General features: G+C 63.5%; 21 protein-coding genes. 10 read left to right on the top strand and 11 right to left on the bottom strand.

Annotated features, from left to right (window positions below; all coding sequences use genetic code 11):
- Both QN397_RS20480 and QN397_RS20475 read left to right on the top strand, forming a co-directional pair.
- The coding region (locus QN397_RS20480) for a Tm-1-like ATP-binding domain-containing protein (protein ID WP_323501768.1) at window positions 1-935 on the top strand (935 nt) is incomplete at its 5' end.
- 50 nt (window positions 936-985) lie between these two features.
- The gene (locus tag QN397_RS20475) at window positions 986-1,777 is read left to right on the top strand and encodes an SDR family NAD(P)-dependent oxidoreductase (protein WP_323501767.1); all 792 of its coding nucleotides are present in this window, start codon (window positions 986-988) and stop codon (window positions 1,775-1,777) included.
- Here QN397_RS20475 and QN397_RS20470 read toward each other — a convergent pair.
- From QN397_RS20470 to QN397_RS20440, 7 genes are read right to left on the bottom strand one after another with little or no spacing between them, the layout of a single operon-like run.
- On the bottom strand, window positions 1,771-3,027 hold the full coding sequence (locus tag QN397_RS20470) for an amidase (protein ID WP_323501766.1): 1,257 nt from the start codon (window positions 3,025-3,027) through the stop codon (window positions 1,771-1,773). The genes QN397_RS20475 and QN397_RS20470 overlap by 7 nt on opposite strands.
- 16 nt (window positions 3,028-3,043) lie before the next feature.
- Window positions 3,044-4,102: a branched-chain amino acid ABC transporter permease gene (locus QN397_RS20465; RefSeq protein WP_323501765.1), complete on the bottom strand. Its 1,059-nt coding sequence runs from the start codon at window positions 4,100-4,102 to the stop codon at window positions 3,044-3,046.
- 1 nt (window position 4,103) lies between these two features.
- Entirely contained in the window at window positions 4,104-5,006 is a 903-nt protein-coding gene (locus tag QN397_RS20460) for a branched-chain amino acid ABC transporter permease (RefSeq protein WP_323501764.1), read from the bottom strand.
- Window positions 5,003-5,758: an ABC transporter ATP-binding protein gene (locus QN397_RS20455; protein ID WP_323501763.1), complete on the bottom strand. Its 756-nt coding sequence runs from the start codon at window positions 5,756-5,758 to the stop codon at window positions 5,003-5,005. Before QN397_RS20455 ends, QN397_RS20460 begins: the two co-directional genes overlap by 4 nt.
- Window positions 5,755-6,465 carry an ABC transporter ATP-binding protein gene (locus QN397_RS20450; protein WP_323501762.1) on the bottom strand — a complete coding sequence of 237 codons (711 nt, stop codon included), beginning with the start codon at window positions 6,463-6,465 and terminating at the stop codon, window positions 5,755-5,757. Before QN397_RS20450 ends, QN397_RS20455 begins: the two co-directional genes overlap by 4 nt.
- A 40-nt stretch (window positions 6,466-6,505) precedes the next feature.
- Window positions 6,506-7,828 carry an ABC transporter substrate-binding protein gene (locus QN397_RS20445; protein ID WP_323501761.1) on the bottom strand — a complete coding sequence of 441 codons (1,323 nt, stop codon included), beginning with the start codon at window positions 7,826-7,828 and terminating at the stop codon, window positions 6,506-6,508.
- A gap of 53 nt (window positions 7,829-7,881) precedes the next feature.
- Window positions 7,882-8,739 (bottom strand): SDR family NAD(P)-dependent oxidoreductase, encoded by an 858-nt coding sequence (locus QN397_RS20440; RefSeq protein WP_323501760.1) that lies wholly within the window; start codon window positions 8,737-8,739, stop codon window positions 7,882-7,884.
- A 247-nt stretch (window positions 8,740-8,986) separates the two neighbouring features.
- On the opposite strand from QN397_RS20440, the gene QN397_RS20435 reads away from it, so the two are divergent.
- From QN397_RS20435 to QN397_RS20425, 3 genes are all read left to right on the top strand, one after another.
- Window positions 8,987-9,763: a coniferyl-alcohol dehydrogenase gene (locus QN397_RS20435; protein ID WP_323501759.1), complete on the top strand. Its 777-nt coding sequence runs from the start codon at window positions 8,987-8,989 to the stop codon at window positions 9,761-9,763.
- A gap of 282 nt (window positions 9,764-10,045) precedes the next feature.
- Complete coding sequence (locus tag QN397_RS20430) at window positions 10,046-11,113, top strand: catalase family peroxidase (protein WP_323501758.1); 1,068 nt, start codon at window positions 10,046-10,048, stop codon at window positions 11,111-11,113.
- A complete protein-coding gene (locus QN397_RS20425; RefSeq protein WP_323501757.1) occupies window positions 11,110-11,682 on the top strand; it encodes a cytochrome b in 573 nt (190 codons plus the stop codon). The genes QN397_RS20430 and QN397_RS20425 overlap by 4 nt, the downstream gene beginning before the upstream one ends.
- 151 nt (window positions 11,683-11,833) lie before the next feature.
- Here QN397_RS20425 and QN397_RS20420 read toward each other — a convergent pair whose 3' ends face one another.
- Both QN397_RS20420 and QN397_RS20415 read right to left on the bottom strand, forming a co-directional pair.
- Window positions 11,834-12,292, bottom strand: coding sequence for a surface-adhesin E family protein (locus tag QN397_RS20420; protein ID WP_323501756.1), 459 nt, complete (start codon window positions 12,290-12,292; stop codon window positions 11,834-11,836).
- A 58-nt stretch (window positions 12,293-12,350) separates the two neighbouring features.
- Window positions 12,351-13,073 carry a Crp/Fnr family transcriptional regulator gene (locus QN397_RS20415; protein ID WP_323501755.1) on the bottom strand — a complete coding sequence of 241 codons (723 nt, stop codon included), beginning with the start codon at window positions 13,071-13,073 and terminating at the stop codon, window positions 12,351-12,353.
- Between the two features lie 137 nt (window positions 13,074-13,210).
- On the opposite strand from QN397_RS20415, the gene QN397_RS20410 reads away from it, so the two are divergent.
- The 5 genes from QN397_RS20410 (at window position 13,211) to QN397_RS20390 (ending at window position 16,499) form a co-directional block, all read left to right on the top strand.
- Entirely contained in the window at window positions 13,211-13,816 is a 606-nt protein-coding gene (locus QN397_RS20410; protein ID WP_323501754.1) for an HD domain-containing protein, read from the top strand.
- A gap of 11 nt (window positions 13,817-13,827) precedes the next feature.
- On the top strand, window positions 13,828-14,592 hold the full coding sequence (locus QN397_RS20405; RefSeq protein WP_323496472.1) for a class II aldolase/adducin family protein: 765 nt from the start codon (window positions 13,828-13,830) through the stop codon (window positions 14,590-14,592).
- Window positions 14,593-14,698: 106 nt separating this feature from the next.
- Window positions 14,699-15,379 (top strand): SAM-dependent methyltransferase, encoded by a 681-nt coding sequence (locus QN397_RS20400; RefSeq protein WP_323496471.1) that lies wholly within the window; start codon window positions 14,699-14,701, stop codon window positions 15,377-15,379.
- Window positions 15,380-15,422: 43 nt separating this feature from the next.
- On the top strand, window positions 15,423-16,181 hold the full coding sequence (locus QN397_RS20395) for an ABC transporter substrate-binding protein (protein ID WP_323501753.1): 759 nt from the start codon (window positions 15,423-15,425) through the stop codon (window positions 16,179-16,181).
- Window positions 16,182-16,199: 18 nt separating this feature from the next.
- Window positions 16,200-16,499 carry a hypothetical protein gene (locus QN397_RS20390; protein ID WP_323501752.1) on the top strand — a complete coding sequence of 100 codons (300 nt, stop codon included), beginning with the start codon at window positions 16,200-16,202 and terminating at the stop codon, window positions 16,497-16,499.
- 48 nt (window positions 16,500-16,547) lie between these two features.
- Here QN397_RS20390 and QN397_RS20385 read toward each other — a convergent pair whose 3' ends face one another.
- Window positions 16,548-17,801 carry a D-amino acid dehydrogenase gene (locus QN397_RS20385; RefSeq protein WP_323501751.1) on the bottom strand — a complete coding sequence of 418 codons (1,254 nt, stop codon included), beginning with the start codon at window positions 17,799-17,801 and terminating at the stop codon, window positions 16,548-16,550.
- 19 nt (window positions 17,802-17,820) lie between these two features.
- Window positions 17,821-18,885 carry a 2-dehydropantoate 2-reductase gene (locus tag QN397_RS20380; protein ID WP_323501750.1) on the bottom strand — a complete coding sequence of 355 codons (1,065 nt, stop codon included), beginning with the start codon at window positions 18,883-18,885 and terminating at the stop codon, window positions 17,821-17,823.
- Between the last annotated feature and the right edge of the window lie 2 nt (window positions 18,886-18,887).

The raw sequence follows: 18,887 nt of genomic DNA, 5'->3' as shown, positions 1-18,887 counted from the left end.
GCACCGCACTGGGCACCGTGGTGATGGGCTCCTTCCCTTACGGTCTCCCCAAGGTCATGGTGTCGACGATGGCCTCGGGTTTCACGAAGCCTTTCATCGGTGCCAAGGACATCAACATGTTCAATCCGGTATGCGACATCGCGGGGCTCAACAGCATCACGCGAGACGTGTTCCGCAATGCTGCGCTGGCGACGGCGGCCATGGCGAAAGACTACTCGCCGAAGCGCGTTGAACCGAAGCCGCTGATCGCGATGACGACGCTCAGCACGATCGACAAATGCACTGTCAATGTGCGCAAGCAACTCGAAGCCAAGGGCTACGAAGTGATGGTGTTTCACACCCTTGGCACCGGCGGCATGGCCATGGACCAGATCGTCGGCGAGCGCGACGTGGTTGCGGTGGTCGATACCTCCTTGGTGGAGATCAATGACTTTCTCAATAACGGTTTGTGCAGCGCCGGACCGGACCGCGCAAAGTGGGCCATCCGAAAAGGCGTGCCGGTGATCTTTGCGCCGGGCAATGCAGACTTCATGGTGGCCGGCCCGATCGACCAGGCCACTGCGATGTTTCCGGGGCATCGGTATCACATGCACAACCATGCATTGACGGCCGTACGCACCGAGGCCAGTGAACTTCAGGCGTTGGCAAAGCACATGGGCGCCTTGATCGACGAGGCGGAACAGACGCGCGGCCCGGTGTCGTTCTTTGTCCCGCTAAAGGGATTTTCGAACCACGACAGTCCCGACGGCTATCTGCACGATCCGTCGTTGTGCCCCGTGTTTCTCGATGCGCTGAAGGAAGCCTTGCCAGCGGGCATCGTGCCCCGCGCTTTCGACTGCCATATCAACGATCCGGAGTTTGCAGACGCCATCGTCAAACAGGTTCTGGCCTACACAGCGGAGACGGCCAAAGCTACTGCTACTGCTACTGCTTGAGCAGGGCGGCAGGGACGATTCGAACGTTCATCAGCAAGGAAATTCGATCCATGACCACGGATAACAAGAACCCGGCCAGCCCGGCTGCCCAGCGCGCTTTCGAGGGCAAGGTCGTCCTTGTCACCGGAGCCAGTACCGGCATCGGTCGAGCGACTGCGATCGCTTTCGCGAACGCCGGCGCACGACTGATACTGGGCGACATCGACAAGCGATCCGCTGACACCGCTGCAGCGATCGTCGCGGCCGGCGGCCAGGCGCAGTTCGTTCCGACCGATGTCAGCGATCCGGAGTCGGTTCGTGCATTGGTCGACGCCGCGGTGCAGACCTACGGCAGGCTGGACGCTGCATTCAACAATGCAGGCCTGCTGCCGCCAACGGCGGACTTTGCAGACATGAGCGTGGAGGATTTCGATCGCACCATCGCAGTCGACCTGCGTGGCGTGTTCCTGTGCCTCAAGTATGAAATTGGCGCGATGCTCAAGACGGGGGGAGGCGCCATCGTCAATACCGCCTCCGTTGCGGGTGTCGTGGCTGATCCGGGCATGGCCTCCTATGTGGCTGCCAAGCATGGTGTGGTGGGCCTCACCAAGGCCGCCGCGCTGGACTACGCGACACGCAACATCAGAGTCAATGCCGTGGCGCCGGGACTGGTCGCAACGCCGATGACCAACCGGTGGCTGGACGATCCTGGTTTTGCCGCGAAACTGATGCAGAACAGTCCAATCGGGCGAGCCGCTCAACCCGAGGAAATCGCCGGGACTGTCCTGCATCTGTGCTCGTCAGCCGCGTCTTTCACCACCGGCCAGACCTTCGTGGTCGACGGGGGCCAGACCGCTCACTGAGGCTGGACGAACGCAAGGGGTGGCGTCCGCAGGTGCCACTGCGTTGCGCGCTGAAAGGCAGCACCGAGTGCCAGCAGCCGACCTTCTGCTCCGCCTCGTCCCACGAGCTGGATGGCCAGGGGCAAGCCATGGCGGTCGAACCCTGCAGGAAGACTGATCGCGCAACCACCGACGTGGTTGACCCAGCGCGTGAATTGACCGAGTGGCGGAATGCTTTCGTTGATTGAAGCCAATGGCGGTGCGGTGCAGTGTACGGTCGGCAGAAGCAACACTTCTTCGACGGTAAACCAACTCTCGAAACTGTCTGTGGCTTTGCGGCGCGCATGGCGTGCAGCGGCGACATGGGCCGGGTCGGCACTCCGCGCCTGCTCGAGGCGCCGCCTGATTTCCTCGCCAAATGCGCCGGGGTCACTTTCGAATCGCGTGCGATGGATTGCCCAGGCTTCCGACGCAATGAGCATGCCGGCGTCCCGCGTCAGGTCCGCCAGTGCAAAGGGCGTCACGGTATCGTGCAGCACCGCGCCCAGCCCTTCGAATACCGCGGCCGCGTCGTCGAGCGCCCGTTGCATCTCGGGTTCCAAAGCGATGGGATAGTCCGCTCTGGCGAGCCGGGAGATCCGCCATCCGTCCGGCGCCCGCATGGGAAGCAGCCGCTTGCGCGTCAGCACCTCGAAGAGGCGCGCGCAGTCGTCGGCGGTTTGTGCCATCGGCCCCACGCTGTCGTAAGACGGCGCAAGCGGAAACACGCCGTCGAGCGCGATCAGACTGTGGGTCGTCTTCAGGCCGGTGATCCCGCACAACGCAGCCGGCATGCGAATTGATCCTGCTGAGTCGCTTCCAAGCGCGGCTGTCGCCATGCGGGCGGCCACCGCCACCGCGCAGCCGCTGCTCGAGCCTCCGGCCACGCGCACGGTCTGCGCGTCCCAGGGGTTTCGCGGCGTACCGAGCGCGGGGTTGATGCCCCATCCGCCGAAGGCCAGCTCGACCATCTGGGCACGGCCGGCGATCCGCGCACCAGCGTCCAGCAGGCGCTGAACAGCGGACGACGAACTGGTGGCGCGCCTGTCGGCGAACATCGGCGCGCCAACGCCGACCCGCTCTCCGGCCAGGTCGAAGTTGTCCTTGAGGGCGATGGTCCTACCCTGTAGCGGGCCTGAGGGAGCGGGCTCCTGCATCGACCCCAGGCTCACGAAGGCATGCAGCGCGTCGTTCATGCGCGCGAGGGACTTGGCGTTGTCGACGTCCTGCATCAGCGCACTCGACGGGTCAGTGCTTGACGATCGGACTCGGTCCGGGAACGGTCGGAGATTTCTCCTTGTGCAGTCGATCCCGTATGTCCAGCCAATACCCCACAGGCAGCAACTGCACACCCAGCCGTCGCTCGATCTCGCCCCAGATGCCACGCGGAAGCAAGAGTGCAAACAGGAGCGCCGTCGCGCCCAACCCGATGAGGTAGATCACGCCGGTTCCGCCGAACAAGGTCTCCAGAGTGAAGAACAACACCGCACCGAGGATCGGCCCCTCGTAGGTGCCGATGCCACCGACCAGCACCATGAAGATCATGTAGGCGGTCCATTGCACGCTGAAGTAGGTCTTGGGCTGGAAGGTGATGGATGTGGCGAGCCACAGCGCGCCGGCAGCCGCGCAGCCGAAAGCAGACAGCACAAAGATCAGGCGCTTCGATTGATGGACCCTGATGCCCACCGAACTGGCAGCCTCCTCGTTGTCACGGATCGCCTGCGCCGCCGTTCCCATCTTGCCGCGCAGCATCACGAAGACCAGCCAGGCCAATGTGGCCATCGTGGCCAGCGCTGCCCAGTAGGTGTAGGCACGCCGCGCCTCCACTTCGTACGACTGCAATGCAATCAACGAAGTGCCCGTCTCGCCCTGCACCAAGTTGTCGAGATTCACAAGCAAGTGTGCGAGCGCCGCCACGACCCACATCCCAATGGCGAACTCACCGCCGCGCAGACGCAGCATGAAGGAGGAAATCGGCAGCGACAGGGCCGCGACGATCACCGCCGCCAGCAGCAGGGCCGGATAAGGGCTCACGCCCCAGTCGGCCAGCCGTACAGTGAAGTAGGCGCCGAGGCCGAAGAAGGCCTGATGACCGACCGACAGCAGCCCCGCGTAGCCCGCAAGCGCATTCCACATCAGCGCGAGGATGCCGTAGATGAACAGCGTCGTGAGTCGCTCCACCAGATTGGGAGACAGGAACAGGGGGCCGAGCACCAGTACCAGCTGGGTCACGACCACCAGCGACACCGTGAGAATCGAAACCGTGGTCCAGCGCTTGATGCGCGAATTTGCAGGCGGCGAATTCATTTCATGCCTTTCTGGCGGGGCGGCGCATCGATCGAACGAAGCTGCGGAAACGGTCCGTGGCATACACGCGGGTCAGCAGGACCAGAAGAAACACCACGTGCCCGGCAATGAGGAAGCCCTGCGGATGCACCTGGGCGCCGATGCTCTGCGCAATGCCCAGCACGATGCCGCCGAGCAATGTTCCCCAAAGCGAAGTGCCGCCGATGATCACCGCCTCAAAGGCGAAGATCAGCTGCTGCGGCCCGGTGTAGGGGTCGAAGGTCGCACGCATTGCAAGGAAGCCCCCTGCAACGGCCACGGTCGCCAGCGCGATGGCGCTGGCGGCGGCATAGACCGATCTGGCGTCGACGCCCACGAGCTGCGCAGTGTCGGGGTCGTGCGCGGCGGCGCGGATGCGACGGCCGAGCGCGGTATGCGTCAGCAAGAGCTGCAGGCCGCCCAGCATTGCGATGGCCACCACAAGTGTCAGCACGGCGAGCTGGCCGACGATGATGCCGCCCGGCAAGGTCCAACTGTCGTAGCTCAGCGAGTCGATATAGGGCGCCAGCGAGCGGGTGTCGGCGCCGAACCCTTCGAACATGGTGTTGTCGAGCACGCTGGCGAGCCCGAAGGTGCTCAGCAGAGGCACCAGCGCACCGGCGCGCGCGCTTCGCTCCAGGACCAGTCGATGCAGCACCCAGCCAAGCAGCGCCATCACCGGCACCACAGCGAGCAGTCCGAGCAGCGGATGTATCTCGAAGCGATCGGCCAGGAAGTACAGCATGTACGCGGAGAGCACGGCCAGGCTGCCATGCGCCAGGTTGATGATGCGCATCACGCCGAACATGAACGAGAGGCCGCAGGCGAGCACGGCGTAGTAGCCGCCGAGCATCAGGCCCTGGGTGATTTGATTGAGCCAGATCATGGGGTCGCAATCGAAAGTGCAGCGTCTTGCGACGCGGTCGTGCGATGGCCGAAGTAGCAATCCATGACTTGCTCGCGCGTCATTTCGTCGGTGCGCCCACTGGCGACAACCCTTCCTTCGAGCAGGCAGACGATGCGGTCTGCCACCTGGAAGGTTCGCTTCAAATCCTGCTCGACCAGCACGACTGTCGTGCCTTGTTCGCGGCCCATGCCCATGAGGGCGCGCAACGAATCGTAGACGCCTTGAACAGCCAGGGGCGAAAGGCCGAGCGACACTTCATCGAGCAAGAGCACGCGTGGATTGGTCATCAAAGCGCGGCCGATGGCCACCGCCTGCTGCTGGCCACCGGACAACGTCCCTGCGGCCGCCTTCAGTTTGGGGACGAGCTGCGGAAAGGCGTCCAGGACCGTGGCCAGATTCCACCTTCCTTCACGCTTGGCCGAACGGGCAACCAGGAGGTTCTCCTCGACAGTCATCGCAGGAAAAAGGCGGCGGCCTTCAGGCACCAGCGCCAGGCCGGCTGCGGCGCGGCGGTGTGCAGGCATGCTGCTGATGTCCTCGCCGTCGAAAACAATGCGGCCACCCGACACCGGATGGACACCGGCCACCGTGCGCAGCAAAGTCGTCTTGCCGGCGCCATTGGCGCCGACCAGCGCAAGCGTTTCTCCCTGTTCGATGTCCAGGCTGATGCCCTGCACCGCGGGGAGCAGGCCATGTCGCGCGACAAGGCTTTCGATCTTCAGCAAGCTCATTGACCGCCTCCCAGGTAGGCATCGACTACCGTGGCGTTGGCGAGTACCACATTCGGATCGCCCTCGGCAATGATTCGGCCGGCGTCCATGCAGACCAGCCTCTGAGCCACTTGCAAAAGGACATGCACGATGTGTTCGATCCATACGATGGCGATGTCCCGTGAATGCAGCACGCGGATTGTCTGCACCAGTTCGGAGGCCTCGCCGTCCGTCAGTCCACCGCCGATTTCATCGAGCAGAAGCACTTGGGGATTGGTGGCGAGCGCACGCGTGAGCTCAAGGCGTTTTCGGTCGAGGAGTCCGAGTGTTTCTGCCCGACGGTTGGCAAGTGCAGTCATGCCGCACAGGTCAAGCGCGTCGATGCAGCGGTCGTAGGCCTCGGCCCGCCTGAACCCGCCGCCGTGCGTCGCCGCCGTGAACACGTTTTCGAACACCGTCATCCCAGAGAAGGGTTGCGGTACCTGGTGCGTGCGCGCGATACCCAGCCGGCATCGCGCGGCGGCATCCAGCGAAGACACCTCCGCATCGCGAAACGCGATCCGGCCGGCGGTGGCGACCTGAGAGCCCGACAGAACGCTCAGCAGCGTCGTCTTGCCGGCACCATTGGGCCCGACGATCCCGATGGCATCACCCTGTTGGACATCAAAATCCACACCGTCGAGCACGACCAGCGCACCGTAATGCTTGCGAATGCCACGCGCGGACAACAACGAATCTTGAGCCGACATTGGGCAGCGTCCTTTCGCTTCAGGCGAGCGGAAGCAGCTTTGCGCCGACAGGCACGTTCGAGTCAGTGACGTTCTCGGTGATCACGTAGTCGAACTTGTACTTGGACCCCGCCGGCGCCTTGACCCACTGGGTGCCGATGATCGAGGTGTTGGACACGTTGGGCACCGGTCCCTTGGTGAAGTCGACCTTGCCGATCATGGTCGTCACGACCAGCGTACTCAAGGCCTTGGCGATGGCCGCTTTGTCCTTCGGGTTGCTGCTGGTCTTCAGCGCCTCGGCTCCTGCATCCAGGAGCGCCATGGTCGCGCCGAGCTGCTGCGTCCATTGCTTGTTCGCAGATTTCTCGTAGCTGTTGGCCAGATCGGCGCTGCTGATGCCTGTGAGCGCCGACTTGTAGGGAAAGTTCTTGTGCCAGTAGCAGGCGCTTGAGAGGTTGTACCCGAGCGGGCCGAGCGCCTCTACGTTGGAGGGGAAGAGTCCGAACTTCGCTACTTGCGCGACCTTCAGTTGCTTGGTCAGGCCCTGCTGCGCGGCTTGACGCCAGAAGGCGGCGAAGTCGGGTGGAATCGGAAAGGTGTTGAAGATCTCGACCTTCTCTGCCTTGAATTTCGCAATCTGTGCTGAATAGTCGGTGGTGCCGTCTTCGTAAGGTCCCGCATCGACAATCGTGAAGCCGGCCTTTTGCAACGCTGGCGCCAGGTTCGCTCGGATGGCGTTGCCGTCCGCGTCGTTCGGATACAGCGCACCAACCTTCTTGTTGGTTGGCAGCAGGCTCCACTGCGACGCGTAGCACCTTGCGAACTCGTCGACCCCGAAAGAGAAGTGGTAGGTCCACTTGAATGGTGACGGAGCGCCGGGCTTGGCGCCGCGGCCGAAATACCACGCCTCCCAGGGCATGACAGTCGACAGGCACGGCACACCCGCGGCCTCGCAGGCGTCGGACACGGGATTGATGGTCTCCGGCGCCGAGATGACGAGCATCAGATCGACCTTGTCGCTGTTGATCAGTGCCTTCGCGACCTGGCTTGCCCGGGCTGGATCGGACTGCGTGTCGCGATCCAGGATCTCGACCGCGTACTTCTTTCCGCCGACCGTCAGCCCCTCCTTGAACGTGGCACGCGCGAGCCCGAGGATGAAGCCATCTGCCTCGCCGAAGCCGGCCAGAGCACCGGTGCGCGGGCTGATGAAACCGATCCGGATCGTGCTGGAACCGTCGGCGCCCTGGGCGAACACCGAGGCAGGATTGAGCAGTGCCAGCCCGACTGCGCCACCAGCGCCGAGCACTGTGCGACGGGTGGGCATCAATTCCTCGCCGCTGTTGAGATTCGTGTCTTCGTTCATGGCTTTGTCTCCAGGTTTTGTTTGAGTGAGAAAAAATCGAAACCGTCGAAGGCCTACTTGTCCATGCAGCCGCCATCGGTGACGAGCATCAAGCCAGTGGTGAAGCTGGAAGCACCCGACGCCAAGTACAACGCCGTGCCTTTGATCTCGCTCGCGTCCGCGACACGCGACATCGGCGTGAAAGCGGTGACGGCGGCAACGAAGTCGGGGTCGTCGTATTTGCCGTCGGCCAGGCGGGTCCGAAAGAAGCCAGGACAGATCGCGTTGATCTGAATGTTCTGGGTCGCGTACTGGAGCGCCAGTTCGCGCGTCAGATTCACGACGGCGCCCTTGGCAGCGTTGTAGGCCGGAAGTGGCGCAACGCTTGATGCCCCCGCCAGACCCCACATGGACGCGACGTTGATGACTTTGCCGCTGCCCTGGCGCACCATGATCTTCAGCGCTTCGCGATCGGTATAGAAGACACCCTGGAGGTTTACGGCCAACACCGCGTTCCAGTTGTCGGTGGGATAGTCGTGCAGAGGCTGGGGCACGGCGTCTGCAATGCCGGCATTGGCGAAGGCGATGTCGACCCGCCCGAAGGTGCTGTCTGCGAGCTTGAACAATGCAGCCACGTCGGCTTCGCGTGTCACATCGCACCGCACTGTCAGTGCCTTGCGACCGATGGCCCGGACCCGAGCCGCAGCGGCTTCGTTTCTTTCCATGTCGATGTCGGCGCAAACAACATCGGAACCGGCCTCTGCCATCGCTTCGGCAATCTGATAGCCCAGTCCGTTTCCAGCACCAGTGATGACGCTGACTTTACCGGTCAGGTCGAACATTTCCAGCACGTGCATGTGAGCGCGAGGTGATGGATTTCTGGATGAACCAGCGCCAGCACCACCGGCAGTCTCCTCAGCCGAATCGTCCATTGATGTCTCCTTGGCGGTGACGGCGGAGTTTGTACTCCCGCTTCCTTGTTCACACGCTCTTTGTTATGCAGCGATCAATACCGATCGACAACGAGGCGGATCATGTGTGCGATCGAGCGATCGCCTGAAGCCGCGCCGCAGTGCTTTTCACTGGGTGAAAACAGAGAACGCGTGCGGGCAAGCCCTAATGACGCCCTACGGTTGAGCGCGTCAGATGACGCACACTTCGTTCGCAAGGGCCTCTCTCATGCTTCAAGGCAAGACCATCGTTGTCACTGGTGCAGCTTCGGGAATCGGCGCTGCTTCCGCAGCACTTCTCGCCGCCTGCGGCGCGGATGTCATCTCGGTTGACATCAACGAACCGGACCGACCTGTAGGGCGCTTCTTCAGGGCCGACCTGTCTGACAAGTCATCGATCGATGAACTGGTCGCCGCGCTTCCGGCGGGCGCAAATGGCTTGGCGAACATTGCAGGCCTGCCACCGACGCGGCCAGCAGAAGCGGTTGTGAAGGTGAACCTGGTGGGGCTCAAGTACCTGACCACACAGCTCGTTCCGAAGCTCTCGGATGGTGCATCTGTCGTGAACCTTGCTTCCCTGGCGGGCCTCGGATGGGCCGACGCGAAGGACGTGGTGATGGCGAGTTCGGATCTGGGGTTCGACGACGTCGCAGCCTTCTGCAGAGGCCACAAAATCTCCGAAGCCCGTAGCTATTTCTTCTCGAAGGAAGCGCTCATCGTGTGGACCATGCAGAACCGATGGACGTGGCGCGCCCGTGGCATTCGAATGAACTCGATCAGCCCGGGGCCAGTCGATACACCCATCCTGAAAGACTTCATCGAGACGCTCGGGGCCCGGGCCGAGGAGGACATGAAAACGATGGATCGCCCCGGCACACCTGCTGACATCGCTCCGGTCATCGCGTTTCTGATGTCCGATGGCTCAGCCTGGATCAGGGGGACGAATTTGCCTGTGGATGGCGGAATGTTCTCGAACGTGCTTTGCAGCACTCACGGATTTAATTAAGCACATCGTTGCAAGGATCCCTCGCAAGCGGGCACTGCGGCAGGATCACTGTGTAGATTCGACGTGAGTGTGGGATTTTTTAGTCACGGAACTGCCGAAGCCAAGGTCAGACGTAGACCTAATTGCGGGCTTCGGAACGCCATCTTTGACGTCTGCAACCGGCTCCGTACCGCCGTGGCACAAGGCGCCAGCCGACTTGGCTTGCAGGGAACCACCGACACGAACTATCGCGTCAGGCGTTAAAGCTTTCGAGCGGCACGCTCCTTACAAAACAAAGACTCGATGAACAAACCACCAATCCCACCCAACCGATCCGCCGGCTCGACCCCAGCCCGACTGGCGCTGATCGCCGCCGTCGTCGCAGTGATCGCAGCCGCCTTCGCTTACACCGCGGGCTGGCTTTCGCCCGACCGCGTCACGCAGACCAAAATCGTCGACAACCTCGCGCCACCCGGCGGTGCAGCATTGGGTTTCCGCCGCAATCATTCGAAAGGCATCTGCTTCACCGGCACCTTCGACTCCAATGGCGCAGGCGCTGCGTTGTCCAAGGCGCAGGTCCTTTCGCCCGGCAGCTTTCCGGTCACTGGCCGCTTCAATCTTGCAGTCGCCGACCCGAATACCGAAGACGCGACCTCGCGCGTGCGAGGGTTGAGTCTGCGCATTCAATCGCCTGACGGGCAGGAGTGGCGCTCCGCCATGATCGATGCGCCGTTTTTTCCAGTCGCGAGTCCGCAAGCTTTCTACGACCTGCAATTGGCACAGCAGTCGAAGGCTCCGGACGCGATGAAGAACTTCGTCGGCACCCATCCGGAGCTGGCAGTGTTCGGCAAGTGGGCGGGCAGCGCACCCTTTACCGGCTCCTATGCGGAGGAGGCCTACAACAGCCTGAACAGCTTCATTTTTACCAACGCGCAGGGCCAGGATCAGGCAATACGCTGGTCGTTCATTCCGGCCGCGTCGCCGGTCGCCGTGCCGGTAGACGAACTCAAGAAACGCGGCCCCGATTTCCTGGGCAAGGACATCACAGACCGTGTCGCGCAGTCGCCTCAACGCTGGAGCTTGATGGTCACCGCGGCCAACCCGGGCGACCCCACCGCAGACCCGAGCAAGGCCTGGCCTGAAGACCGCCGCAAGATCGATGTGGGCGCACTCGTCGTGCGCAAGATCGAGCCCGAAGCCGACGGCCCCTGCCGCGACATCAACTTCGATCCGGTCGTGCTGCCCGCGGGCATGCGCACTTCAGACGACCCGTTCCCGGCCGCGCGATCGGCTGCCTACTCGGTGTCTTACAACCGCCGGACCGCCGAAGAAAGCAGCTATCCGCGTACCGCTTCGGGAGCCAAGCAATGATTGCCAACACGAGCCCGATCAAGCATCGATTCACGCCACTCCAGCGTGCACTCCACTGGCTGATGGCGATCTGCATCATCGCGATGCTCTTCATCGGTGTCGGCATGGTCTCGACGATCAAGCCGCAGTACCTCACGCTGGTGTCGATCCACAAGCCACTGGGCATCACCATCCTCGTGCTCGCACTCATCAGGCTGATCGTTCGATGGCGTGATGGTGCACCGCCGCTGCCGATCGGCATGCCCGAGCCGATGAAGCTGGCGGCGCGCCTGTCGCATGTCGTTTTCTACCTGCTAATGATCGCGATGCCTCTGATCGGCTGGGCGATGTTGTCGGCAGCCGACTATCCGGTGATCGTTGCCGGCCTGCATCTGCCGGCCATCGTGCCGCCGAACCCAGGCTTGCACAGCGTGTTGTGGAAGACGCACCAGTTCCTGGCATTCACCTTCTTCGCGTTGATCCTCATTCATCTGGCGGCGGCACTGTTTCACAAGCTCGTGCGACGCGATGGCGTGTACGAGGCGATGGGGCCGACCGGTGGATCAGTTGCTGCAAGTCGCGCTGATTGAGCGGTCGTAGCTCGAGCCTGTTGAACCAGATGAGAACCGTCTTCCTCGTGAGTCGCGCCACATTGCTGGTGGGCGCCTTTTTGCTGGCCGAGTGGTCCAGCTTCGTCGTGAAGGCTGCCACCGAAGTCATGTAGCACCGCACCGCACCGCATCATCCAGCCTTCAACCGACACGCCGCCCGAACAATCCTGTTCACCGGATTCGGCTCCATGTCCCGAAACAACATCGGCCGCGGGTTGCCGCCGTAGTCCGCCACGGTGTGCGGCTCGCCTTGCCACAGCGGCTGCGCGTAGTACCTTGCCTGCACATAGGCTGCACGCCGCGCCTGGCAGTCGAAAACCACCTGCGACTCGTAAGACCGGTAAGGGATGTTGTCCCAGTTGACGCGTTCCGCCGATCGATTGACTCGGACGTTCAAGCGCTTGGACGCCGCCCTGTTGTCGCCTTCGACGCCGATAGCCACCGGGTCGACCTGCACCGTGTTGGAGGCCGGATCACCCGGATTGCCCGCCACGGTGAACCACTCAATTTGCAAGGGTGTTTGCGCATGCGCCGCCGAGGCCGCCGCCATCACCACCACCACCGCCGCTCCCGCCAGCCGCACCCTCATTTCGTCATCTCCGCTCTTTGTCGATGTAAACGTTTTCGAACATCGCGCGTCAAGCCGCTCAAGACGCACTCTCAAGCCGCTGCAGCGCCTCCAGCGACCGCAGCTCGATGCGGCCGTAGCCTAACCCGATCACTCGATCCTTTGCTAGCGCATTCAGTTCCTTGGACAGGGTCTGCCGCGTGACGCCGAGCATCATTGCCAGCGCCTCTTGCGGCAACCTGACACTGCGCCGAGGCTCGGCAGCTTGCGTTGCGTCACCCCGCGCCAGCGTGAGCAGACGCCGCGCAACACGAGCCCGCAGGCCGCGCAGCGTGGCGTCTTCCATCATCGCGTAGAGGCCGCGCACGCGCGCCGCCAGCAGGGCCGCGATGGCGTTGGCAAAGGCGACGTCGCGCATCTGCTGCGCGAAGGTTTCAGGGGGCACCACCAGCAGATCGAGGGCGGTGAGCGCGGTGGCGTCGTGCGTGCGTGGCGAGCCGTCGATAAGCGTGATTTCGCCGAACCAGTTGCCGGGCTCCAGCACAGCGAGGATCGCTTCGCGGCCGTCTTGCCGCAACGTCGAGATCTTGATGCGGCCAGCGGCCAGGCCATGAAAGCCGCCACCGGTCGACGGCAACGCATCGCCCTGCCGGAAGACCATCGTGCCCTTCGGCACATGCACCACCTCGGCCGCGGCGAGCAATGCGTCGCGTTGCGCGCGGGGGATGCCGGCAAACCACGGGTTCGACTCCATCGCGGCGCGATGCGGCGCTGAAAGACGAGGTTTTACAGGCGACGGCATGGGCTACAACTGGAGATGTACCGGAGGCAGACCGGGGGTTTACCAGAGGTGATTATTGTCAAATTTTTGACAGTTGCACAGCGGGTGCAGGACTACAGTGGTCGCACGCCCTCAAACAACAACGGAAGACAGACACGATGAATGCAAGAGCGAACTTCGTCCGCATGCAGGACAGCACACGCGAAGACTGGCAAACGATCGGCGGTGAATTCATGCAGTTCGCAGGCGGCCTGCCGCAGCGCGTGGTCAAGCATCTGCAGATCCTGGAAGGCGACTACGGCGGCTTTCCGATCGACCGCTACACGCACTCGCTGCAGACCGCGACGCGCGCGCTGCGTGATGGCCGCGACGACGAGTACGTGGTGTGCGCACTGCTGCACGACATCGGCGACACGCTCGGCGCCTTCAACCACCCAGACATCGCTGCCGCCATCCTCAAGCCCTTCGTGACCGAAGACAACCTCTGGATGGTGCAGCACCACGGCATCTTTCAGGGCCACTACTTCTTTAACCACATCGGGCTCGATCGCAACATGCGCGACAACTTCCGCGAGAGCCCGCACTACGACCGTACGGCTGAATTTTGCGAGCTCTACGACAACCCGGCCTTCGACGCCACCGCCGAGACGCTGCCGATTGCCGAGTTCATGCCGATGCTGCAGCGCGTGATGGCGCAGCCACGGCAAAGCATCTACAAAGCGGCCGCAGTCAAGACCGCACCCGCGACCCCCGAAACCGTCTGAAGGAACACCCCATGAACGCCAGCACCCAAAACGTCAAGCAACTCGTCTCCGCCGAAGAATGGCAACTGCGTGTCGATCTCGCCGCCTGCTATCGCCTGGTCGCGCACTACGGCTGGAGCGACCTCGTCTTCACGCACATCACCGCGCGCATTCCCGGCCCGGAGCACCACTTCCTCATCAATCCGTACGGCCTGATGTTCGACGAGATCACCGCGTCGAGCCTGGTGAAGATCGACATGCAGTGCAACAAGGTTATCGATTCGCCCTACCCCGTGAACCCGGCCGGCTTCGTCATTCACAGCGCCGTGCACGAAGCGCGCGAAGACATCGTCTGCGTCATGCACACGCACACGCGTGCGGGCGTCGGTGTCAGCGCGCAAAAGAACGGCATCCTGCCGATCAGCCAGCAATCGACCTTCGTCCTGGGCTCGCTGGCGTATCACAACTACGAAGGCGTGGCCTTTCGTGAAGACGAAAAACCGCGCCTGCAGGCCGCCCTGGGCACCGCCAATTTCCTGATGCTGCGCAACCATGGGCTGCTGGTCTGCGGCAAGACAATCGCAGATGCGTTCTTGTCGATGTACACCTTCGAAAGCACCTGCCAGATCCAGATCGCGGCGCAGGCTGGCGGCGGCGAGCTGACGCAAGTGAATCCCAAGATCGTCGAAGGCGTGGGCCTGGCAATGAAGGTGCAGACCGGCGGCCTGGGTGGCACGTTCGTCTGGCCGTCGCTGATCCGCAAGCTCGACAAGCTGGACCCGACGTACAAGGACTAGCCCGGGAGGATCGACCGCGGCGTGCCCGAGCTGACCCGGGCACGCGCCAGAGCCCCGGCGCGCATACTCCGCACTTTGCGGGCCACTGCTGTGCGGCCCGGCTCACATGCCCGGTTATCAAGTCAAGCTGGAGCACATCGCCATCGAGGGCGTCCACGACCTCGTCATTCGCTCGCTGCTCGACCGCCAGCAATTCTCCGATCCGCAAGGCGAAGCGCACGACCTCGGGATCTCTTCCGCGACCTGGCCGCTCTTCGGGCTGCTCTGGCCTTCGGGCGCAGAGCTCGCGGCACGCATGGCACTTCGACCGGTGATCGCAGGCAGCCGCATTCTTGAAATCGGCTGCGGACTGGCACTGGCGAGCTTGGTCGGCCATCGACTCGGCAACGATATGACGGCCAGCGATTGCCATCCACTGGCCGCCGTGTTCTTGCTCGAAAACTTGCGGCTCAACAACCTGCCGCCGATGAAGTACCGGCACGGCGACTGGCGACTGGCGCCGCCGCATTCGACGCGCGCCCTGGTGCACGGCTTCTTCGATCTGATCATCGGCAGCGATCTCCTTTACGAACGGGACGACGATGCGCACTTGGCAGGCTTTATCGGCCGCCACGCCGCTGTTGGCGCCGAGGTGTGGATCGTCGACCCGAACCGCAGCAACCGCCCGGCCTTCAATCGTCAAATGGCGAACGAGGGGTTCTCGATGCAGGAAGAAAAGCTGGACCGGCTGGCGACGGCGCAAAGCGCTGCGTACAAGGGGCGCATGCTGACCTATCGGCGGGATTGAACGCTACGTCGTTGCGTGGTGGGCGACCGTAGACTTGTCTGCAATGACCGATACGATCTCTCCTGCGGTCGTCGCCGCCTTCGCACCGACCGGCACGCTGCGCGCGTCGATCAACCTCGGCAACCCGATTCTTGCCAACAAGGACGCGACCGGTGCACCGGTCGGCGTGTCGATCGACCTGGCCCACGAGCTTGCGCGTCGGCTCGGTGTCGGCATCGAACTGGTGCTGTTCGATAAGGCTGCAGCCTCGGTCGAGGCCGTCAAGAACGAGAAGGCCGACATCGGCTTCTTCGCCATCGATCCGGCACGCAGCGAAGGCTTGCGATTCACCGCGCCCTATGTACTCATCGAAGGCAGCTACCTGGTGCCGGACTTGTCTTCGCTCACCGACAACGCCGAGGTCGATCGCACCGGGCAGCGCATCGCCGTCGGCTCAGGCAGCGCCTACGACCTCTTCCTCACGCGCGAAATCAAGCAGGCCGAAATCGTTCGCATGGCCAGCGCTCCGGCGGTGCTTGCCGCACTGCGTGACGGCCAAGTCGAGGTCGCGGCCGGCATTCGGCAACTGCTTGAAGGCGAGGCGCAACGTGCGGCCGGCGTGCGGATGCTGCCCGGCCGCTTCATGGTGATTCAGCAGGCGATGGGACTGCCGGCCGGTCGCGGCGCAGAAGCGCAAAGCGTGCTCGCCGGCTTCGTCGAAGAAATGAAAAGCACAGGCTTCGTTGCCGATGCGCTGAAGCGTCATCGCATTGAAGGGGCTGCTGTGGCGCCATCGCAGCCGGCGCCCGCCAAATCAATCTGAACTCGCAAGAAAGAACATATGACCACTCTCATCCAAACGAAGAGTCTGGGCGGCGCATTGCTCATCGCAGCACTGCTCGGCGCCTGCACCTCCACAGCCGTGAAAGTCGGCGGCGCCCCGGACAAGGCGCGCACCGATTGCATCGCCGCCGCCGCGCGTCAATACAGCGTGCCGCGGGAGAGCCTGGCGATCACCAGCGCATCGTCACCACGCGATGGGCTCTATGAAATTCGTATTGCCAGTGCCGATGGTCGTCGCCAGGTGGTTTGCAATGCGGACGACAACGGAGCTGTATTGGGGATCGTCAACGCGCGTTAGGTCGCACCAGCCCAACGTCGGGGGGAAGCCGCACCCGCTCCCACGCGATCAGCGATAACGCGCGACCGTCAGGCCTTCCATATCGATCTCCGGCTTGCGCCCATCGATCAGATCCGCCATCACGCGGCCTGTACCCGCCGCCATGGTCCAGCCCAATGTGCCGTGGCCGGTCGCCAACATCAGGTTGTCGATGGACGTTGCACCGATGACGGGCGTGCCGTCCGGCGTCATGGGGCGCAGGCCCGTCCAGAAGGTCGCATCTTTGACAGGACCGCCGCGCGGGAACAGGTCGGTGACGACGTGTTCGAGCGTGTCACGCCGACCCTGATCGAGCGCGAGGTCGAAGCCCGACAACTGTGCCGTGCCACCGACGCGGATGCGATCGCCCAGACGCGTCACCGCGACCTTGAAGGTCTCGTCCATCACCGTCGATTCGGGTGCGCCACTGGCGTCGGTGATCGGCACGGTGATCGAGAAGCCCTTGACCGGGTACACCGGCAAGCCGATGCCGAGCGGCTTGAGTACGGCCGGCGAATAGCTGCCGAGCGCGACCACATAGCGATCGGCTTCGAAGGTGCCGGCATCGGTACGCACGCCCGTGATACCGACGCCGTGACGTTCGATCGCCTGGATCGAAACGCCAAAGCGGAAGGTCGCGCCTGCGGCTTCGGCCAGCTTGGCCAGCGCCTGGGTGAACTTGAAGCAGTCGCCCGTCTCATCGCCCGGCAACCGCAAGCCGCCGACGAACTTTTCCTTGACGCCGGCGAGTGCCGGTTCGTATTGCACACAGCCATCGCGATCGAGCACCTGGTAAGCGACGCCGGACTTCTTCAGCACTTCGACGTCTTGCGCGGTGCCGTCGAGCTGGTGTTGCGTGCGGAACAGTTGCAGCGTGCCCTGTGCACGATCGTCGTACTGGATGCCGGTGTCGGCGCGCAAGGCTTTGAGGCAATCGCGGCTGTACTCGGCCAGGCGCACCATGCGACCCTTGTTGATCTCGTAGCGCGCCTCGGTGCAGTTGCGCAGCATCGACAACCCCCAGCGCCACATGGCGGGGTCGAGCATCGGTTTGATGACCAGCGGGCTGTGCTGCATCAACATCCACTTGATGGCCTTGAGCGGCACGCCGGGACCAGCCCAAGGTGCCGAATAACCAGGAGAGACTTCGCCGGCATTGCCGAAGCTGGTCTCCATGGCCGGTGCAGGCTGGCGGTCGAGCACCGTGACTTCATGGCCGGCGCGGGCCAGGTAATAAGCGGTCGAGGTGCCGATCACACCGCTGCCCAGGATCAAGACTCGCATTCCAACCTTTGTTCGTTTCTTACAGATCCAGTGCGTCGTGCAATTGCTGTGCCGACCAGCGCTGCCGCATCGGCGACGCACCGGAAGACTGGCCCGCCTGCGCCGCCGCTTCCAGCAATGCGACCATCTTCGCATTGCGTGGCGCGCTTGTGTTCAGCGATTGGGCGAGCCGCACGACCTCGCCGCTCAGCGCATCGATCTCGGTGCGGCGGCCCAGCGCGAGGTCGTCGGCCATGCTGGAACGCGCCTTGGCATCGATCTTCAGCATGCGCGCCGCGACGATGCGAAAGAGCCAGTCGGGCAGCCTGAGCAAGCCCGGCAAGCGATGGGCCGGCACGGCAGCCACTTGCGCCGGCGCGATGCCCGCGCGCTGCAGCACCGACAGTGCCTCGTCGATCAACGCCGCGAAGCAGCGGCGATAACCGCGCTGCAGGAGTTGATCGCGCAGCGGCAAACCCGACAGCGCATTGACCGGGTTGTTGAGGTTGAGCAGCAGCTTGCCCCATTGCACGGGCAACAGGTTGGCATGCAGGTCGAGCGGAACACCCGCGCGCTCGAACACTGCGGTCCATTCACGAAGCGATGCGTCGTCCTGCGCCGCGAGCCGGCCCGGCGTGCCGCGATGGAATGCACCGAGACCGATCTCCGCCACGTTGTACGGCACCATGCCGGGCAGCACGTTCAGATGCGGCGCAGCACGCGAGGCCACGGCCGCGTTGGAGATGCCGTTCTGCAACGAGAGGACCGGCGTGCCGGGCGGCAAGACGGCGCCGAGTTGTGCGGCCGCCTCGGCGGTCGCGCCGCTCTTGACCGCAAGCAGCACGAGTGCGGGCCGGGCGTTCGCAGGCACCTCGACGAGCAATTGCAGATCGGTGGCGGCAACGTGATGCTTCGCGCCATCGAGGTCGGTCAATGACAGGCCATGCTGCGCGAGCGCCTGCAGCACGCGTGGCCGGCCGACGAAGGTCACGCGCACGCCCGCCGCCGCGAGACTGCCGCCGATGAAGCAGCCGATGGTTCCCGCGCCCATCACCAGTACCTCTGGCACTTCGCCGGGCACACCGTTGGCAAAGGCACCGGTCATGG

This window comes from Variovorax sp. RTB1 (genome assembly GCF_035018765.1).
Taxonomy (GTDB): domain Bacteria; phylum Pseudomonadota; class Gammaproteobacteria; order Burkholderiales; family Burkholderiaceae_C; genus Variovorax.
Note: the sequence above shows the minus strand (reverse complement) of the source record. Positions and strands in the feature narration are given on the sequence as shown.

Coding starts and splice junctions, on each gene's coding strand:
- QN397_RS20425 (WP_323501757.1), top strand. CDS start 11,110: ATGATTGCCAACACGAGCCCGATCAAGCATCGATTCACGCCACTCCAG.
- QN397_RS20385 (WP_323501751.1), bottom strand. CDS start 17,801: ATGCGAGTCTTGATCCTGGGCAGCGGTGTGATCGGCACCTCGACCGCT.
- QN397_RS20395 (WP_323501753.1), top strand. CDS start 15,423: ATGACCGATACGATCTCTCCTGCGGTCGTCGCCGCCTTCGCACCGACC.
- QN397_RS20390 (WP_323501752.1), top strand. CDS start 16,200: ATGACCACTCTCATCCAAACGAAGAGTCTGGGCGGCGCATTGCTCATC.
- QN397_RS20445 (WP_323501761.1), bottom strand. CDS start 7,828: ATGAACGAAGACACGAATCTCAACAGCGGCGAGGAATTGATGCCCACC.
- QN397_RS20465 (WP_323501765.1), bottom strand. CDS start 4,102: ATGAATTCGCCGCCTGCAAATTCGCGCATCAAGCGCTGGACCACGGTT.
- QN397_RS20435 (WP_323501759.1), top strand. CDS start 8,987: ATGCTTCAAGGCAAGACCATCGTTGTCACTGGTGCAGCTTCGGGAATC.
- QN397_RS20400 (WP_323496471.1), top strand. CDS start 14,699: ATGCCCGGTTATCAAGTCAAGCTGGAGCACATCGCCATCGAGGGCGTC.
- QN397_RS20475 (WP_323501767.1), top strand. CDS start 986: ATGACCACGGATAACAAGAACCCGGCCAGCCCGGCTGCCCAGCGCGCT.
- QN397_RS20470 (WP_323501766.1), bottom strand. CDS start 3,027: ATGCAGGACGTCGACAACGCCAAGTCCCTCGCGCGCATGAACGACGCG.
- QN397_RS20455 (WP_323501763.1), bottom strand. CDS start 5,758: ATGAGCTTGCTGAAGATCGAAAGCCTTGTCGCGCGACATGGCCTGCTC.
- QN397_RS20415 (WP_323501755.1), bottom strand. CDS start 13,073: ATGCCGTCGCCTGTAAAACCTCGTCTTTCAGCGCCGCATCGCGCCGCG.
- QN397_RS20440 (WP_323501760.1), bottom strand. CDS start 8,739: ATGGACGATTCGGCTGAGGAGACTGCCGGTGGTGCTGGCGCTGGTTCA.
- QN397_RS20430 (WP_323501758.1), top strand. CDS start 10,046: ATGAACAAACCACCAATCCCACCCAACCGATCCGCCGGCTCGACCCCA.
- QN397_RS20420 (WP_323501756.1), bottom strand. CDS start 12,292: ATGAGGGTGCGGCTGGCGGGAGCGGCGGTGGTGGTGGTGATGGCGGCG.
- QN397_RS20460 (WP_323501764.1), bottom strand. CDS start 5,006: ATGATCTGGCTCAATCAAATCACCCAGGGCCTGATGCTCGGCGGCTAC.
- QN397_RS20410 (WP_323501754.1), top strand. CDS start 13,211: ATGAATGCAAGAGCGAACTTCGTCCGCATGCAGGACAGCACACGCGAA.
- QN397_RS20380 (WP_323501750.1), bottom strand. CDS start 18,885: ATGACCGGTGCCTTTGCCAACGGTGTGCCCGGCGAAGTGCCAGAGGTA.
- QN397_RS20405 (WP_323496472.1), top strand. CDS start 13,828: ATGAACGCCAGCACCCAAAACGTCAAGCAACTCGTCTCCGCCGAAGAA.